This is a genomic window from Paraburkholderia sp. NPDC080076 (genome assembly GCF_050281145.1).
Taxonomy (GTDB): domain Bacteria; phylum Pseudomonadota; class Gammaproteobacteria; order Burkholderiales; family Burkholderiaceae; genus Paraburkholderia.
In genome coordinates this window covers 1-16,799 of sequence record NZ_JBNNWQ010000024.1, presented here as the reverse complement: position 1 = coordinate 16,799, position 16,799 = coordinate 1, and the positions used below count along the sequence as shown (strand labels likewise).

Genomic DNA, 16,799 nt, shown 5'->3' with positions numbered 1-16,799 from the left:
GTGATGCCCGACTCGACGCTCGAAGGCGACGCGAACCTGCTGGTGCTGCCGAACATCGACGCGGCCAACATCTCGTACAACCTGCTGAAGACGGCCGCGGGCAACAACATCGCGATTGGTCCGATGCTGCTGGGCGCGGCCAAGCCGGTGCATGTGCTGACGGCCTCGGCGACGGTGCGCCGGATCGTCAACATGACGGCGCTGCTGGTGGCGGACGTTGTGGGCGGCCGCATGAACGGTTGATTCTTGCGCCTCGGCTTGGTCACGCGGGGATGCAGCAAAGCAATCTCGCGTTGCATGATGCCCATGAGGGTACTCTCGATTCGACATCGCGAGCCGGCCTTACTTCGAACGAAACCTGCGCGTATGTCCGGATGGGCGTCGACGGGCCCAAGCCAGGCGCTCCGTTTCACAACCCGCACTACGACTTCAACGACGACGCATCGGCTACCGGTGCCTCATATTGGGTGAACGTCGTGAAGGCGTTTGGCGCTTCGCATTTGTAAAGCTTCGCGGCTGTCCTGTGCGACTGTGTGATCCGTAAGGGCCGCGCGACGCCGACGCCTGAAGACACTATGACTTTCCGTGAGGCAGAGGCTGGCGCGCCTGCTGCGAGGCGGTTTCGATCGTCACTTCGCTGTGCAGCAGGAACGTTGCCAATTCCGGCGTGCCCGGTTGAGCATCGGTCACCAGGGTCCAGTCGCGTTCGAGTGGGGTCCAGTGCTGCTGGCTCGCGCGATCCAGTTTGTGCGACGTCACCAGCACGAAGACGTTGGCCGCCTGCCTGATGATGCATTCCTTCAGATAGGCCTGCTCGGCGGTCGCCTCGCAGAGCCCACGGCCGGCGACCACGCCGTCCGCGCCAAGAAAAGCCTTGTCGACGGACAGGCGGTTCAACGCGATCTGCGCGAGCGGCCCAAGCGTGCTCATGCTTGAGGGCCGCAGGTCGCCGCCGATCAGCGTGACCGGCACGTCGCTCGACGCAAGCAGGCCTATTGCCAGCAGGTTGTTGGTGACCACGCGAATGTCGCGGCGGCCGGCCAGCAACCGGGCCATTGCAGCGGTGGTGGTGCCGCCGTCGAGAAAGATGGTGTCGCCGTCCTGGACGTGGCTTACCGCCACCTGCGCGATCGCGTCCTTTTGCTCGCGGAAGCTTTCGCGCCGCAGATCGAGCGACTCCTCGGGTTCGTGAATCCCGACCGAGGCGGCCGCGCCTCCATACGTGCGCACGATGAGCCGTTCGTCGGCGAGCGCGCGCAGGTCGCGACGCACGGTTGCTTCGGACATGCCGAAATGCTCGCACAGGGCGCCCACGTCGTTCATGCCGGACAGGACGGCCTTCAGCATCGCCTCGCGGCGGTTCGTAACTTTCATGGTGATAGAGGGTAGCGGGTCATCCGAATGCTGCGCGCAATAGAGAGGAGAGGCGCCAACGGGCGTAAGTGTAATCAAACCGGCTGCTGGAGCAACGCCTGCGGAGCGGGGCGCGCTGCGCCCGCGACGTCGTTACGGCATACAAGTATTTTTGGCTCAGTGTGATCGATTCAATCAAATTCGGCCCCATTACGCCTGGACGTGCTCCTTTCTGGCGAATTTACCAGCCTCGACAGCTTGTTAATGAGCGGATTGCGCAGGGGCGTCTCGTGGCGTACACTCCGAATGACTGAATCAGTCATTTATAAATGATTGTTTCGATCATTTCCATACAGGAGACAATGATGGCCCAAGTTCCTATCAAGCGCGCGATCGAACGCGTTCCGGGCGGGATGATGATCGTCCCGCTACTGTTCGGCGCAATGATCGCCACCTTCTTGCCGGGCATGCCGAAGTTCTTCGGCTCGTTCACGAATGCGTTGTTTACCGGCGCGTTGCCGATTCTCGCCGTGTTTTATGTGTGCATGGGCGCGTCGATCGATGTGAAGGCAACGCCTTATCTGCTCAAGAAGGGCGGGGCGCTATTCGCGGCGAAGGTCGGGTCCGCGATTGTGGTGGGTGTCGTGCTGGGCCACTTTTTGGGTGAGCAGCCGGTTTCGTCCGGACTGTTCGCGGGAATGTCGACGCTGGCGGTGGTTGCCGCGATGAACGACACGAACGGCGGCCTGTACATGGCGTTGATGGGTCAATATGGCAAGTCTGAGGACGTCGGTGCCTATACGATCATGTCGCTCGAATCCGGCCCGTTCCTGACGATGGTCACGCTCGGCGTAGCCGGGCTGTCGGCGTTTCCGTGGCAGACGCTGGTCGGCAGCATCCTCCCGCTCGCGGCCGGCATGCTGCTCGGCAATCTGGACCGTGAGATGCGCAACTTTCTCGGCCGCGCGGTGCCTGTGATGATTCCGTTCTTCGCCCTGGCGCTGGGCGCGAGCCTCGACCTGCACAAAGTATGGCAAGCCGGCTTGCTCGGCATTGGCCTCGGCGTCGCGGTGGTGATCGTGACAGGCATCCCCCTGTATTTGACCGATCGGCTGACCGGCGGCACGGGTGTCGCAGGCGTGGCGGCAGCCAACACGGCTGGCAACGGAGCGGCTGTGCCGGCGCTGATTGCAGCGGCCAACCCGGTCTATGCCGAGGCCGCGAAGAGCGCGACTTTGCTGGTCGCCTCATGCGTCGTCGTGACCGCAATCGTGTCGCCGATTCTCACTGCGGCCGTCGCAAAGCGAATTGGCAAGCAGGCCGACGCCAGCCGCGCGGCTGCATTGGAGGCGACCCGGTGAGCAGCACGAGCATTCTGATTATCGCCGACGACCTGTCCGGCGCCGCCGACTGCGCGATTGCATTTGCGGGAGCGGGGCGCAGAACGGCGGTGACGCTGAACGCGTCACGCGCGATGGGCGCGGCGGAGGTGATCGCGGTGGATACCGACACGCGCCGCATGCCGCCGGCCGAAGCTGCACACTGCACCAGCGCCGCGTGGCTGGCGCAGCGCGGGCCGGGTCGGCGTCTGTACAAGAAAATCGATTCGACCTTGCGCGGTAACTGGGCCGCGGAAGTAGCCGCGTTGCAGCCGCTCGCGGGCCTCGCCATCGTCGCCACGGCCTTTCCTGCCACTGGGCGCACCGTCCGTGAGGGCCGCGTATTCGTGCGCGGCGTGCCGCTCGAAAATACGGAAACGTGGCAGCTCGAACACGCCGCGCACTCCGCCGACCTCAACGCCATGGTCAAGGCGGTCGGCTTGCGCACCGCGGCCCTGGGTGTCGACGCGCTGCGTGGCGATCCCACAGCGTTGCGCGCTGCCATTGCCGCAGTGGCGGGCAGTGGCGCGCAGGCGCTCATCGTCGATGCGGAAACGGATGCGGATTTGAGAGCACTCGCGCAGGCGACGGCGTCGATGGACGAAGCCCTGTTCTGGGTCGGCTCAGGCGGTCTGGCTCGCGAACTGGCGTCGTTGAGTGACCTGTTCGAGGTTGCCACGGAAGCCGCGCAAGACGCGCCGCCGAAGCCGGACCAGCAGAGAAGCGCGATCCTGATCCTGGTGGGCAGCCTGTCGGCCGTCTCGGAACAGCAATGCGCGATGCTGCGCGAGCGTGCGGGCGTGGGCGAGTTGATCGTGCCGCCGGTCGTGCTGCGTGTGGGCGAGTCTCATCACGAGTGGGCGGCCTGGCAAGCACGCGTTGGCGCGCATCTGAGCGCGCACACCGACTTGCTGGTGCGAATTGGTCGCGACGATCTGTTCGATCCCGCCGAAGGCGCGCAATTGTCTGCGTCGCTCGCTTCGCTCGTCGCACCGTTTTTCACGCATCTGAGCGGTTTGATCGCGACGGGCGGCGAAACCGCGCGCGCGATGCTCGGTACAGCCGGCATCGACAGCCTGCAATTGCTTTCGGAAATCGAGCCGGGCGTGGCAGTGGGCCGCCCGCACGGCGACCCGCGCCTCACCGTCGTCACCAAAGCCGGCGCATTTGGCAGCGAGCATGCGCTGTACGGCGCCTACCTTCATCTGCGGGGCACACCGGAGTTCGCTGACAACGAGTCCGGCTCGGCTCACCCGAGCGGCAACACAACATCTTCGCCGGCTCGCGAAACGAACCAACGTCATTCAGGCAAAACATCATGAGCAACTATCTTCCAGTCATCGGCATCACGATGGGCGACGCAGCGGGCGTGGGTCCGGAAATCGTCGTCAAGAGCTTGACGCACGAGTCCGTCTACCGGCAGTGCCGCCCGCTCGTTATCGGCGATGCGGCGCGCCTCGAGCAGGCCAACCGGATTGTCGGCGGCAGCACGAAAGTGCGCCGCATCGCGAAGCCGGCGGATGCGCAATATGAGCAGGGCACCATCGACTGCATCGACCTCGCGCTGATTCCCGCCGACCTGCCTTTCGGCGCACTGTCGGCGCTCGCAGGCGACGCCGCGTATCAGTACATCGCGCGCGCCGTCGAACTCGCGAAGGCCGACGAGATCGATGCGATCTGCACGGCGCCGCTGAACAAGGAAGCGTTGCACGCCGGCGGTCACAAGTATCCCGGCCACACTGAAATGCTCGCGCATCTCACGGGCATCGAGGAGGTGTCGATGATGCTGGTCGCGCCGAAACTGCGCGTGATTCACGTGACGACTCACATCGGCATTATCGATGCGATCCGCAAGATCGAACCGGGCCTCGTGCAGCGCACGCTGGAGCGAGGCCATGCGACGCTGGTGAAGGCGGGCATTGCCAATCCGCGCATCGCCGTGTGCGGCATCAACCCGCATGCCGGCGAAAACGGCCTGTTCGGTTATGGCGAGGAAGAGGAAAAGATCGTTCCGGCCGTGCAGGTCTTGCGTGAACGCGGCTGGGACATCGAAGGCCCGCTCCCGGCCGACACGCTGTTCTTCCGTGCGGGACGCGGCGACTTCGATCTGGTGGTGGCGATGTACCACGATCAGGGCCATGGTCCGGTCAAGGTGCTCGGCCTAGAAGCCGGCGTCAACGTGACGGTCGGACTCGATGTGATCCGTACCTCGGTCGATCACGGCACGGCGTTCGATATCGCAGGCAAAGGCATCGCTGACGAACGCAGCCTGCTCGAAGCACTGCGGCAAGGCGCCGAACTTGCGACGCGCCGCGCCTGACGCGGCTTGAAATCGATGTACGTGCGCGGTGCCGCCCGCTCGCGCTCAGCGGCACCGTGCCCTTAGGGCTGTAGTTGTCAGGGTTATGCAAACACGACGCACTGAAGACTTTCGCGAAAGGCTACTCGAAGCGGGTGTCGCGCTGTTCGCCGAAACGGGTTATCACGGCACCGGCGTAAAAGACATCGTCGAGCGTGCCGGCGTGCCGAAGGGCTCGTTCTACAACTACTTCGAGAGCAAAGAGGCATTCGGCGCGGCAATCCTGCACCACTACGCGCAGGAGCAGGCCGCTGAATGGAAGCGGTATTCGCGCGAAGCGGCATCGTCCGATCCGCTGCTCGCGCTTCGCGGCATCTACGCATGCATCGTTGCCGACTACGAAGCCTGTGACGACCGCTACGGTTGTCTGGTCGGCAACTTTGCAGGCGAGATCGCGCAGTCGAGCGATCTGTGCCGGCTCGCCGCGCGCAGGACGGTCAATGAATGGCGTGTCGGCTGTGCCGATTATCTGCGGCGCGGCCAGGAATACGGCTCCGTGCGGCGCGATCTTTCGGCTGATGCAATGGCCGACCTGTTCTGGAATGCGTGGGAAGGCAGCTTGTTGCGCATGAAGCTGGATGACTCCGTCGAGCCGCTGAAGGCTTGCGTGCATTCAATGTTCGATCTGTTTTTCAAATCCCCGCAGTAACGGTCGTGGCTGGTTTGAACGGTGCCTGGTGTCGATCCGGGTAGCCGTTTATTCCGTTTTGAGACGACCGGTCATTTCAATGTAAGGAAGAGAGATTCAATGCAGAACTTTACGTTTCATAACCCCACACGAATCATTTTCGGCGAAGGGCAGATCGCCGCACTCGATGCGCACGTCCCGCCCAACGCGCGAGTGCTGATTACCTGCGGCGGCGGCAGCATCAAGAACAACGGTGTGCTCGCGCAAGTGCAGGCGGCGCTCGGTGAGCGCGCGTGGCACCTGTTCGGCGGCATCGAGCCGAATCCCACGTACGAAACGCTGATGGAAGCGGTCGCGCTCGCCCGTGAGGGGAACTTCGATTTTCTGCTGGCGGTGGGCGGCGGTTCGGTGATCGACGGCACCAAGTTCATCGCTGCCGCAGTGAAGTTCGACGGCGAACCGTGGGACATTCTCGCGAAGCAGGCCGAGATACGCGACGCGGCGCCGTTCGGCAGCGTGTTGACGCTGCCCGCCACCGGTTCGGAGATGAACAATGGCGGCGTTATCAGCCACCGCGCGAAGGGCGACAAGCTGCCGTTCCGTAGCGAGGCGACCTATCCGGTCTTCTCGGTGCTCGATCCAACCACGACCTATTCATTGCCGCCGCGGCAGATTGCCAACGGTGTCGTCGATGCGTTCGTTCATATCGTCGAGCAGTATCTGACCTACCCGGTGGACGCCAGGGTACAGGACCGTTTCGCCGAAGGCCTGCTGATTACGCTGACTGAAGTCGGCCCGCAAGCGCTCGCCGAGCCGCACAACTATGCGGTGCGAGCCAACCTGATGTGGACGGCAACGCTGGCTTTGAACGGTCTGATCGGCGCCGGCGTGCCGCAGGACTGGGCGACCCACATGCTCGGCCACGAGATCACGGCGCTGCACGGACTCGATCACGCACAGACGCTCGCCATCGTGCTGCCTGCCATGCTGAGCGTGCGCCGCGAGTCGAAACGCGGGAAGTTGCTGCAGTACGCCGAACGAGTCTGGAACATCACCGAGGGCAGCGAGGACGAGCGTATCAGTGCGGCGATTACGGCGACGCGTGTGTTCTTCGAACGCATGTCGGTGGGAACCCGCTTGCGCGACTATCAGATCAGCGGCCAGTCGATCGGCACGCTGATCACGAAACTCGAAGAGCACGGGATGACGGCACTGGGCGAACACGGCGACGTGACACTCGACGTGAGCCGTCAGGTCTATCAATTCGCAGTCTGAACAGGCCCGCCTTCGCGCGGCCGATCATTTGGAATGGCATTATGAAAATTGGATTTGTAGGACTTGGCTCGATGGGCGCAGCGATCGCGAAGAACCTGATCGACGCCGGGCACGACGTGCAGGTTTTCAATCGTAGTCCAGCCCGCGCCGAACCGTTGCGCGAAGCGGGGGCGAGTGTCGCGTCGAGTCCCGCGCAGGCGGCGCTGGGGGCCGACGTAGTCTTCACGATGGTGGCCGACGATTCCGCGCACGCAGCGGTCACGTTCGGCGAGGCGGGCATCGCCACCGCACTGAAGCCGGGTGCGCTGCACATCTCGATGAGCACGATCAGTGTTGCCGCCGCGCAGGATCACGCTGCGAAGTACCGTGAAGCGGGTCTTGCCTTCGTGTCCGCGCCGGTGTTCGGCCGGCCCGATGCCGCGGCGGCGCGCAAGCTGTTCATCATGGCGGCCGGCGCGAACGAGCACCTCAAGGTTGCCGTGCCGCTTCTCGAAACGCTTGGGCAGTCGGTCGGCATTGTCGGCGAGGATCCTTCGCAGGCGAACCTGGTGAAGCTGATCGGCAATTTCATGCTGTCCGTGATCATCGAAACGCTGGGCGAAGCCTGTGCCGTAGCGGGCAAGGCCGGCATCGATCCGATGCGTCTGGTCGAGCTGCTGACGAGTGCAAACTTCAATGCGCCGCCATACAAGATCTACGGCCCGCTGATTGCGTCGCAGCAATTCCAGCCGCCTGGCTTCTCGTTGCCGCTCGGCCAGAAGGACAACCGCCTGATGCTGGCAGCCGCTGAGGCACTGGGCGTTCCGCTGCCGCTGGCAAGTCTCGTCCACGACCGGTTCTTGACGTTGCGCTCGCAAGGAATCGGCGCTGAACATGACTGGTCGGCGGTGGCACTTTGTGCGCTGTCCGATGCCGGCTTGAGCAACGCGCTTCACGGCGGCTGAGCGCAATGGGCACAATGCCGCTCGCCAGGAGCGGCATTTCACATGCCGACCAGCGCGCGAGTGGGGATGTCGAGCACGAGCGGATCCAACGTGCTATCCCAGGCTCAGCTACGGCCCATATTCGGCTCCGCCGTCGTAGTCGCGCGTTTCGAGCCTGACACCTCGCACGACCTGTATCAGAGAGTGGTCAGTGGCGATCTCGATGCCGCGGTCGTCGCACGGCCACCATTCAATCTGCCGAAAAGTTGCGACTGGCACACGTTTCAGGGAAGAGCCGCTCGTACTCCTGAGCCTGCCGCGATGAAGGTGACGGATCCGCACGTCACATTGCAGACGGAACCGTTTCTCCGTTACGACCGCAATGTTGTCGGTGGGCAACTCGCCGAGAGCTACCTTCGGCAACATTGCATTACGTCGCATCAACGCTGCGAGCTCGACGGGCTCGGTGCGTATCCGGTTGATCCAGGCTTTCTTGCAAGTGGCCTCGGAATTCGATTGTGGCTAAGCGGCACAGTGCCGTTGCAAATTTATCGTAAATGCAGCCTCGCCGATATCGCTATAGAATTGACGCGACCCAACCGTGAATGTCGATGATTCGCGAGTCAGCAGGGCCGTTTCGCAACTCTCTAGTCGATACACTTTCAATGTCCCATAGCACTCGCCGGCCCACGGGCCGCGTTTCTTTTGGTCGGCGTCACCTGAGCAAGGAGATGCTGCTCCCAATGACGAGGCGAGCTGCCTCTGATATCTCGCTCGCAAATCACCTTGCGCTTGCGGTCTGCCGCAAAGGGCAAGGAAACGCTCATCTGATCAGTGAGCTGAACAGAGCCGTCTATCTGACGTACTACTTACAAGAGGCCGGATTCGGTAATGCATCTGTCGATTTGTATCGGCGTGCCGAGGCCGCATTGGATCAAGCTGCTGGCAGGGCACAGTGTGACGGCGTGTGGCAAGTCAGTGCGGAGGTCGCGAGTATGCTTGAGGAAATTCTCGCCATTCACGATCAGCAACTGACGGCGGCTGCGACCAGACACGTGATCGAGGCCAAAGCGCGGTTTGCCAGGTTGAACAGAAGCAACCACCGTTCGCCGGTTTCGGAACACGCACGGCCAACTGATCGCCGCGACGACTCCGGGTTCAACGTTTCCGCGACCGCCAACAGGTTGCAATAGTCCGGACAGGGAACGCGCTCCGAAGTAGCCAGCAATTCGGGGCTGCCGTTCCCGCGCCGTGTAGCGGCGGTCAATTCGCGCTGGGTGCCGTTGCCGTTGCTGTTGCGACGAGTGCCGGCGCCGCAGCCGCTTGAGCCAGTTCGTCGCTTGACCATCCACCGCCGAGCGCATGCAGGAGTTGCACGTTCGCACTCAACTGGCGCGTCTGGATATCGAGCACGCTGCGTTGCGCTTCGAGTGCGACCGTCTGTGCCTGCACGACATCGAGGTAGCCCACCACGCCCTGGCGATATTGACGCAACGCGAGGTCGACCGAGTACTGTGCGGCGTTGGCTGCGTCCCGTTGCTCACCCAACGCAGTACCGAGATACGACAGCAGGGCAAGGTTGTCTTCAACCTGCTGGAATGCAGACAGTACTACGCCGCGGTAGCGTTCTCCCGCTTCTTCGGTTGCCGCCTTGGCGGAATCGAGTTGCGCACGACGGTACCCGCCGTCGAACACGTACTGCACGAGCTGCGGGCCGACCGCCCAGAACAGATTGGGCGCGCTAACGAGGCCGGCGTAGGCTGCGCTTTGCACACCGCCCTGCAAGCTCAGCATGATGTCCGGGAAGTAGGCCGCCCGCGCGACGCCAATCTTTGCGTTGGCCTCGGCCACCCGGCGTTCCGCCGCAGCGACATCGGGCCGGCGCTGCAGCAGCGTCGACGGCAGGCCGGTGGGAATCGCCGGCAACGCGATGGCGGCGGTCTGGGGCGGCAGGCTGAATTCGGACGCAGAGGTTCCGACCAGGACCGCGATCGCGTGTTCAAGCAGAGCCCGTTGCGCCAGGTTCTGCGACAGCTGCGACTTCGCTGACGAAAGTTGCGTTTGCGCTCGGGAAACGTCGAGGCCCGACACGATTCCACTGTTATGCAAAGTTTGCGTGAGTTGCAGGGCCTTCGTATACGCCACGACAGTTTCGTTCAACAGCTCGGTTTGCTGGTCGAGGCCGCGCAAGCGGAGGCAACTGTCCGCGAGTTCGACCTGCAGGCTCAGCCTGACCGAGGCCAGATCGGCCTGGGTCGCCTGCGCCTCGTCCTTGCCGGCCACCACGGAGTCGCGCACACGCCCCCAAAGGTCGAGGTCATAGTTGATTTCGCCGCCAAGCGTGACGGAGTTGTAGTCGTTCGGGCCGCCCACGCGCAACGGCCGGTTGTCAGACTGGCGCTCACGCAGCGGCACGGCGCTCACACTGACCGACGGGTACAGTCCCGACTCGACCTGCGCCACGAAAGCCTGCGCTTGCTCATAGTGTGCGTACGCCGCGCGCAAGTCGGTGTTGTTGGCCAGCAGACGCGCTTCGAGATCGTCGAGTTGCGCGTCGCCATACATCTTCCACCAGCCGTTGCGGTCTATCCGGTCGGCGGGCTGTGCCGTGGTCCACGGGCCGACCGTCTTGTATTGCGCCGCGATCGGCGTCGGCGGGACGTGATATTGCGGCGCGAACGAGCAGGCGCAGAGCGCGACGACGCTCGCGAGAAGCGCCGGAAGTCCATACTTAACCATGTGCAGCTGCCTTCTTGTCGGTCGCCGTCGCCACCTCCACGCTGTCGCCGTCGGCGAGTCCGTCGGGCGGTGTATCGATCACGCGATCGGTTGCGGCGAGCCCTGAGCCGATCTCCACCGAGTCGCCCAGGTCGCGATTGATCTTCACCTGTTTGAACAGCACGTGACCGTTCGCGCCAAGTGTGGCGACCACGACGCCGCGGCTATCGAAGACGAGCGCGCTGGCCGGTACACGGACCGAATCGGCGGAAGCGGGCAACGAGAATTTCAGGCTGGCGAAGCCGCCCGGCAGTAGCTTGCCGTTGGCGTTGTCGACCAGTAGTTGAACCAGCGTCGTTCCCGAACTCGAATTGACCGAGTCTGCCGCCGCCACCACGCGCGCGGTGAACTGCTGGTCGGGATACTCCGGGACGGTCAGGTTGGCGGTCGTGCCGTCGTGTATCGCCGGTGCGTAGTTCTGCGGCACCTGGACATACACGCGTAACTGCTTGACGTCGGAGACCGCGAACAGCTCCTGTCCGACCCCGCCGCTGCCGGCGTTGACCAACGCGCCGACGTCGGTATCGCGGGCGGTCACCACGCCGTCGAATGGCGCGACGATGCGCGCGAAAGCCTTGGTGGCGACGAGGCGGTCCACGTTGGCCTTCGCGGCCGCGACGATCGCTTCCTTGGCGGCGTAATCGGCCGTGCGCTGATCGACATCCTGCTGGGCGACGGAATCGGTGCCGCTTAGCGCTTCCCAGCGCTTGGCAGTCGTACCCGCAACCAAAGCATTCGCCTGTGCACTCTGGAGATCCGCGCGCGCTTGCAATAGTTGCTGGTCGAGCTCGGGCGTTTCTATTTCGGCGAGTACCTGGCCCGCTTTGACCGGCGCGCCGATATCGACATTCCATGATTTCAGATAGCCGCTGACCTGCGCGAAAATCGGCGCCCGCGTAAACGCTTCGAGGCGGCCGGGCAGTTGCAGCGAGGGGCCGTTGGCGTCGCGCAAGGGCTGGATCACGTTGACGGTCGGCACGGCCTGGGCGTCAGTCCAGGTTTTCAGTTTGCGGGCATCGGCGGCTCGCAGCGTGAGACCGGCGACGACAATGCCTAAGACGACCAGCAGGCCGACCACGCCTGCTACCAGAAGCGGGCGGCGCGACGGTGTATCAGTGGGAAAAGTAGATTCAGACGACATGAGCAGGACCTCCCGAGACGGATGCCGGGGTAGCCGCGCGCCCGGGGCGCGCGTGAACGATACAGAAAATGACGGGGACGAGGAACAGCGAAGCGGTGGTGGCAAACAGCAGACCGCCGATCACCGCGCGGCCAAGCGGCGCGTTTTGCTCGCCGCCTTCGCCTAATGCAAGCGCCATCGGCATCATGCCGATGATCATGGAGAGCGCGGTCATGAGCACGGGACGAAAACGCGTAAAGCCCGCTTCGAGCGCGGCCTTGAATGGGTCGCCGTGGACGGCAAAACGTTCGCGGCAGAAACTGACGACCAGAATCGAGTTGGCCGTCGCCACCCCCATGCACATGATCGCACCGGTCAATGCAGGTACCGAGAGCGTCGTGTGGGTCGCGAACAGCATCCAGACGATACCCGCCAACGCGGCAGGCAACGCGGTCACGATCACGAACGGGTCGGCCCACGACTGGAAGTTGACCACGATCAGCAGATAGATCAACACCACCGCACCAAGCAGGCCGAACAGCATGCCGGCAAAGGCGCTGTTCATCGTCTGGACCTGGCCCAGCAGTGCAACGGAGGAGCCCTTGGGCAAGGTGCCGGCGTTGTCGTGCACGATGCGCTGGATATCGGACGCCACCGCGCCGAGGTCGCGGTCCTGGGTGGTCGCGAAGATCTCGACCATGGGCTGGATGTTGTACTGGCTGACAACCTCATTGCTGCTGGTGCGCTCGACTGTCGCCAGACCACCGAGGATCTGGGCGGTGCTTCCGCCGCTGGCCGTGATCGGCAGATTTTGCAGCGCGGCGAGCGAATCGAGGCTGTATTGCGGCGTCTGCATCACGATCGGATAAGACACGCCGTTCGCGTTGTTCAGCCAGAACGTGGGCGCGACCTGGCTGGAACCCGCGAGGTTCACCACCATACTGTTCGTCACGTCACGCTCGGTGATGCCGAGCAATTGCGCGCGCGTGCGGTCGACATCGACGTTGAAGGTCGGGTTGCCGTGCGACTGCTCGATCCGCGCATCGACCACGCCCGGCACATCGCGGACCTGGCGCAGCAGACGGTCCGCATACGCGTAGTTGGCGTTCAGGTTATTGCCGCGAATCTGCAGGTCGATCGGCGCCGGCGAGCCGAAGTTCAGGATCTGACTGATGATGTCCGCTGGCGGGAAAGAAAACGTGACGCCCGGGAATTCTCGCGGCAATCTCTCGCGCATGACGCGAACATACTCGTCGGTTGGACGATGGCCTTCGTTCAGCGCGATCTGGATGTCACCGTCCTGCGAGCCGACCGTACCGGTGTTGTTGTACGCGGTATTGATGCCGCTGACCGGCAGACCCATGTTGTCGACCACGGTGCCGAGATCCGCGGGCGGAATGATCTGGCGGATCGCGCCTTCGACATTCGCAAAGATCTGCGCGGTCTTTTCAACCCGAACGCCGACCGGTGCGCGCACATGCATCAGGATTTGTCCGGAATCGACGGAAGGGAAGAAGTTGCGGCCGAGGAACGGCACCAGCGCGAAGGAGAGGGCGACAAAGCCGAGGAAGCCGCTGACGAACGGACGCCGGTGGGTCAGCGCGAGTTCGAGCAGCCTGCGGTAGGCGCTGCGCACCTTTTCAAAGCGCGCTTCGAAGCCGCGCTGGAAACGCCCGAGCGGGCCGGGGCGCTTTGTGTCCTCGGCGTGCTCGTCGTGCACATGCTGTTTCAGCAGGTATTTCGCCATCGTCGGCACAAGGGTTCTCGACAGGATGAACGACGAGATCATCGCGAAGATCACCGCTTCAGCCATCGGCACGAACAGGAAGCGCGCAACGCCGTTCAGGAAGAACATCGGTACGAACACGATGCAGATACAGAGCAGCGAGACGAACGCCGGCGTGACGATCTGCGCTGCGCCGTCGAGAATAGCCGTCTCCACCTCCTTGCCATGCTCGAGGTGCCAGTTGATGTTTTCGATGGTCACCGTGGCGTCGTCGACCAGAATCCCTACCGCTAACGCGAGACCGCCGAGCGTCATGATGTTCAACGTCTCGCCGAGCGCGGACAGCGTGGCGATGGAGCCAAGGATGGCGAGCGGGATTGAGGTTGCGATGATGATCGTCGAGCGCCAACTGCCAAGGAACAGCAGGATCATCAGGCTCGTCAACACAGCCGCGATCACTCCCTCGCGCGCCACGCCGGTGATCGCCGCCCGCACGAACAGCGACTGGTCGCCGATGGGCTCGATCTGCAGGTTATCGGGCCATGACGCCTTACCTGCAGCAATCCGCTGCTTGATGCCGGAAATGATGCCGAGCGTCGACACCGAACCGTTCTTGAGCACCGACATCAGTACCGAACGCCGGCCGTCCACGTGCACGATATTGGTCTGCGGCGGGCTGCCGTCGCGCACGTTCGCAATGTCACGAATATAGACCGTGGTGCCGTTGGCCGCCTTGACCGGCAGATCGCCCAACGCTTTGATTTGCGACGGTGCATTGTTCAGTTGCAACGTGTACTCGTAGTCACCGATCTTTTCCGTGCCGACCGGCGTAATCAGGTTCTGGCCGGCGAGCGCATTGGCGACATCCTGTGCGGACAAGCCCCGCGCCTGGAGTGCCGCCGGGTCGACGTCGATTTGCACCTGACGTGTCTTGCCGCCGAACGGGTAAGGAATCGCTGCGCCTGCTACCGTCGTGAGAACCGGGCGCACTGCATTCAGGCCAAGGTCACCGAGATTCTGTTCGGAGAGTCCCTTGCCGGACAGCGCCAACTGGATGATCGGCACGGTCGACGCGTTGTAGTTCAGGATCAGAGGAGGCGTCGTACCTGCAGGCAACTGCCGCAATTGAGTTTGCGCAACCGAGGTCACCTGCGCGTTCGCCGTGCTGATATTCACGCCCGGCTGGAAGAAGATCTTGATGATCCCGAAGCCGGCGACCGATTCCGCCTCGATATGCTCGACGTCGTTCACCGTGGTCGTCAGCGTGCGTTCGAATGGCGAGGTGATGCGGCCGACCATCTGGTCCGGGGGCAGACCCGTGTACTGCCACACGACGCTGATCACGGGAATCCTGATATCCGGAAAGATATCGGTTGGCGTCCTCATCGCGGACAAAGGACCGATGATGAGAATGAAGATCGCCAGGACTACGAAGGTGTAGGGTCGCCGAAGGGCGATACGGACTAGGCCGAGCATGAGAATTCCAGAGCTTGGGGTAAAACGTAAGAGTGTCCTGGCGGAGGCTAGCGCGGCGTGCGGTGGCGCGCAGCCGCGTGCTTGTACCTGCCACAAGCACAAGACGCACTTGAGCTGACGGCATATTCGACCGTGACGGAATACTGGATAGGGCTACGCATAATCTGCATTTCTTGAGAATTGCTCTGCTGCTTACGATCAGTCAAAAAGCTTGCGTGCATCTTTCAATCGCCCGGCGTTTGGAAGAGAAAGACATGCGCAACGAAGAGGGTCGCCTTGGGCCACGTGCCGATGTGCTGCAACGCAACTCAAGCGCGAATGTACACAAAGCTCGGCATTCCTGCTGAAGGACAAATAAGAAGTCAGGCACGTATGAATGCGGGGTGAGTCCATTTCTCTTTACCCGCAAATGCCGGGAATACCTTGTCATTGTTGGGCAGAGGGATGTCTGGTGGGAACCGCACACAGGCGTGCGAGCGCCGTTTCCTGAGAAGGCTAAACCGTCAGCGTTTTTTATTACCGATTGTTCGAGAGGTCCACATGTGCTCTTGACACCATTTGCTAAGTGGCATTCAAAGAGTCGCCACATCATTCAAGATGAAGGTCACGGTAAAAGCGATGTTTTGCACAAAACAGTTGTGCGGAAAACATGTGGACTAGAAAGCGGTTTTCACGCCCCCGAGTCGGTCGTTAATTGGCGGAGAACGATGCTTTCAATCGCATGCCGATCTCCCTTTCTCTTCTGAAATGTTCAGGGTCAATGTTGCCCGCGGGCCGCATAAATTTGCTGGATTGAAGATTCAGTAATGGATAAGGGCCGAAGGAAAGTTTAGCTAACCGTCGCGTAACTCAAGGCTTGGGAGCGCGTCTTACACTTCAGTCCTTGCTTGATTCTGGAGTGCTCCATGGCACCGCGACCCTCTCTTGCGATCGACTCCGTACGTGGCTTCGAATTGACGGGCGACGGTCAGTATTTGATGTTGAAAGCCAATCAGACTTCCGGCATTGCGTTGCATTGCTCAGTCATGCACGAGCTGCTGGCAGCGTTGTCGAACGCGATTGGCGTGTCGGAGCGGATTCGCAGCAAGAAAAAGAGTGTGAAATTCGCGATGCCGTGTGAGGCCTGGGAGATCGGCAAGGACGCCGGTGCGGCAGCCCATCTGATTCTTACATTCCGTCTGCCCGGCGGCGCGGAACTGTCGTTTCGCATGCAACGCACTGAGGCCGCACACATGACGGAAGTTCTGGCGCTTGTGAGCGGCATCGCAAAGATTGGTGATCTGTCCGCCATCACGGTGCAATAGAGCTCGCACCTGAATCACCCGCGCCCTAGATCGATACGCGACACAGCGTATTGAAGTCGGCTCTCCACGTTGTGTCTCTATCATTTGGCTTCCCTTTGCATGCTTGTTCAAACTTCAACTGCACGCCGTAGCAGGGCGGTGACTCTTGTCGGCCTAAGTGTGACAGCAATGTCGGCCCACGCGAGCGACTCGTTCGTGATTCGCGATATCCGTCTTGAGGGATTGCAACGCGTCGAACCTGGTACCGTGTTCGCCTATCTGCCCATCAAGCAAGGCGACACCTTCAGCGACGACAAGGCATCGGAGGCGATTCGCGCCCTGTATGCCACGGGCTTCTTCAACGACGTCAAGATCACGACCGAAGGCAACGTCGTCATCGTGCGGGTGCTGGAACGTCCGGCCATCGGCACGATCGACTTCGCCGGCATTCATGAGTTCGACAAGGAAAACCTGACCAAGGCGCTGCGCGCCGTGGGTT

Annotated in this window: 15 protein-coding genes; 11 read left to right on the top strand and 4 right to left on the bottom strand. The window is 62.3% G+C overall.

Annotated elements, in window-relative coordinates; genetic code table 11:
- Positions 1 to 243, top strand: a 243-nt coding sequence (locus tag ACQKRQ_RS41255) for a phosphate acyltransferase (RefSeq protein ID WP_427483512.1), incomplete at its 5' end; no start/stop codon positions are given.
- 330 nt (positions 244 to 573) lie between these two features.
- Here the strand turns inward: ACQKRQ_RS41255 and ACQKRQ_RS41250 are convergent.
- Positions 574 to 1,374, bottom strand: a complete 801-nt coding sequence (locus ACQKRQ_RS41250) for a DeoR/GlpR family DNA-binding transcription regulator (RefSeq protein WP_132379828.1) — start codon at positions 1,372 to 1,374, stop codon at positions 574 to 576.
- Positions 1,375 to 1,718: 344 nt separating this feature from the next.
- Here ACQKRQ_RS41250 and ACQKRQ_RS41245 point away from each other — a divergent pair, with 344 nt between their 5' ends.
- From ACQKRQ_RS41245 to ACQKRQ_RS41210, 8 genes are all read left to right on the top strand, one after another.
- Positions 1,719 to 2,714: a 2-keto-3-deoxygluconate permease gene (locus ACQKRQ_RS41245; RefSeq protein WP_132379830.1), complete on the top strand. Its 996-nt coding sequence runs from the start codon at positions 1,719 to 1,721 to the stop codon at positions 2,712 to 2,714.
- On the top strand, positions 2,711 to 4,054 hold the full coding sequence (locus tag ACQKRQ_RS41240; protein WP_427483510.1) for a four-carbon acid sugar kinase family protein: 1,344 nt from the start codon (positions 2,711 to 2,713) through the stop codon (positions 4,052 to 4,054). The genes ACQKRQ_RS41245 and ACQKRQ_RS41240 overlap by 4 nt, the downstream gene beginning before the upstream one ends.
- Positions 4,051 to 5,052 carry a 4-hydroxythreonine-4-phosphate dehydrogenase PdxA gene (gene pdxA / locus ACQKRQ_RS41235; RefSeq protein ID WP_408495890.1) on the top strand — a complete coding sequence of 334 codons (1,002 nt, stop codon included), beginning with the start codon at positions 4,051 to 4,053 and terminating at the stop codon, positions 5,050 to 5,052. The genes ACQKRQ_RS41240 and pdxA overlap by 4 nt, the downstream gene beginning before the upstream one ends.
- Positions 5,053 to 5,137: 85 nt before the next feature.
- Positions 5,138 to 5,740 (top strand): TetR/AcrR family transcriptional regulator, encoded by a 603-nt coding sequence (locus ACQKRQ_RS41230; protein ID WP_132379836.1) that lies wholly within the window; start codon positions 5,138 to 5,140, stop codon positions 5,738 to 5,740.
- 99 nt (positions 5,741 to 5,839) lie between these two features.
- Positions 5,840 to 6,994 (top strand): alcohol dehydrogenase, encoded by a 1,155-nt coding sequence (gene yqhD / locus ACQKRQ_RS41225; protein ID WP_427483508.1) that lies wholly within the window; start codon positions 5,840 to 5,842, stop codon positions 6,992 to 6,994.
- 41 nt (positions 6,995 to 7,035) lie between these two features.
- Positions 7,036 to 7,938 carry an NAD(P)-dependent oxidoreductase gene (locus tag ACQKRQ_RS41220; protein ID WP_427483507.1) on the top strand — a complete coding sequence of 301 codons (903 nt, stop codon included), beginning with the start codon at positions 7,036 to 7,038 and terminating at the stop codon, positions 7,936 to 7,938.
- 42 nt (positions 7,939 to 7,980) lie between these two features.
- Complete coding sequence (locus ACQKRQ_RS41215; RefSeq protein WP_427483505.1) at positions 7,981 to 8,532, top strand: hypothetical protein; 552 nt, start codon at positions 7,981 to 7,983, stop codon at positions 8,530 to 8,532.
- Positions 8,533 to 8,660: 128 nt separating this feature from the next.
- A complete protein-coding gene (locus ACQKRQ_RS41210) occupies positions 8,661 to 9,110 on the top strand; it encodes a hypothetical protein (RefSeq protein WP_427483504.1) in 450 nt (149 codons plus the stop codon).
- A 70-nt stretch (positions 9,111 to 9,180) separates the two neighbouring features.
- Here the strand turns inward: ACQKRQ_RS41210 and ACQKRQ_RS41205 are convergent, their stop codons facing one another.
- Genes ACQKRQ_RS41205 through ACQKRQ_RS41195 form a run of 3 tightly spaced genes read right to left on the bottom strand, consistent with a single transcriptional unit; the run spans position 9,181 to position 15,017 of the window.
- Positions 9,181 to 10,656 (bottom strand): efflux transporter outer membrane subunit, encoded by a 1,476-nt coding sequence (locus tag ACQKRQ_RS41205; RefSeq protein ID WP_427483502.1) that lies wholly within the window; start codon positions 10,654 to 10,656, stop codon positions 9,181 to 9,183.
- On the bottom strand, positions 10,649 to 11,836 hold the full coding sequence (locus ACQKRQ_RS41200) for an efflux RND transporter periplasmic adaptor subunit (RefSeq protein WP_132379846.1): 1,188 nt from the start codon (positions 11,834 to 11,836) through the stop codon (positions 10,649 to 10,651). The genes ACQKRQ_RS41205 and ACQKRQ_RS41200 overlap by 8 nt, the downstream gene beginning before the upstream one ends.
- Positions 11,826 to 15,017 (bottom strand): efflux RND transporter permease subunit, encoded by a 3,192-nt coding sequence (locus tag ACQKRQ_RS41195; RefSeq protein ID WP_132379848.1) that lies wholly within the window; start codon positions 15,015 to 15,017, stop codon positions 11,826 to 11,828. The genes ACQKRQ_RS41200 and ACQKRQ_RS41195 overlap by 11 nt, the downstream gene beginning before the upstream one ends.
- Positions 15,018 to 15,922: 905 nt before the next feature.
- Between ACQKRQ_RS41195 and ACQKRQ_RS41190 the strand changes: the two genes are divergently transcribed.
- Together ACQKRQ_RS41190 and ACQKRQ_RS41185 are read left to right on the top strand one after the other, a co-directional pair.
- Positions 15,923 to 16,321, top strand: a complete 399-nt coding sequence (locus ACQKRQ_RS41190) for a hypothetical protein (RefSeq protein ID WP_427483499.1) — start codon at positions 15,923 to 15,925, stop codon at positions 16,319 to 16,321.
- Between the two features lie 168 nt (positions 16,322 to 16,489).
- Positions 16,490 to 16,799: POTRA domain-containing protein (locus ACQKRQ_RS41185; RefSeq protein ID WP_427483497.1), on the top strand; the 310-nt coding region annotated here is incomplete at its 3' end.

Coding starts and splice junctions, on each gene's coding strand:
- ACQKRQ_RS41245 (WP_132379830.1), top strand. CDS start 1,719: ATGGCCCAAGTTCCTATCAAGCGCGCGATCGAACGCGTTCCGGGCGGG.
- yqhD (WP_427483508.1), top strand. CDS start 5,840: ATGCAGAACTTTACGTTTCATAACCCCACACGAATCATTTTCGGCGAA.
- ACQKRQ_RS41220 (WP_427483507.1), top strand. CDS start 7,036: ATGAAAATTGGATTTGTAGGACTTGGCTCGATGGGCGCAGCGATCGCG.
- ACQKRQ_RS41190 (WP_427483499.1), top strand. CDS start 15,923: ATGGCACCGCGACCCTCTCTTGCGATCGACTCCGTACGTGGCTTCGAA.
- pdxA (WP_408495890.1), top strand. CDS start 4,051: ATGAGCAACTATCTTCCAGTCATCGGCATCACGATGGGCGACGCAGCG.
- ACQKRQ_RS41195 (WP_132379848.1), bottom strand. CDS start 15,017: ATGCTCGGCCTAGTCCGTATCGCCCTTCGGCGACCCTACACCTTCGTA.
- ACQKRQ_RS41205 (WP_427483502.1), bottom strand. CDS start 10,656: ATGGTTAAGTATGGACTTCCGGCGCTTCTCGCGAGCGTCGTCGCGCTC.
- ACQKRQ_RS41200 (WP_132379846.1), bottom strand. CDS start 11,836: ATGTCGTCTGAATCTACTTTTCCCACTGATACACCGTCGCGCCGCCCG.
- ACQKRQ_RS41215 (WP_427483505.1), top strand. CDS start 7,981: ATGCCGACCAGCGCGCGAGTGGGGATGTCGAGCACGAGCGGATCCAAC.
- ACQKRQ_RS41210 (WP_427483504.1), top strand. CDS start 8,661: ATGACGAGGCGAGCTGCCTCTGATATCTCGCTCGCAAATCACCTTGCG.
- ACQKRQ_RS41250 (WP_132379828.1), bottom strand. CDS start 1,374: ATGAAAGTTACGAACCGCCGCGAGGCGATGCTGAAGGCCGTCCTGTCC.
- ACQKRQ_RS41230 (WP_132379836.1), top strand. CDS start 5,138: ATGCAAACACGACGCACTGAAGACTTTCGCGAAAGGCTACTCGAAGCG.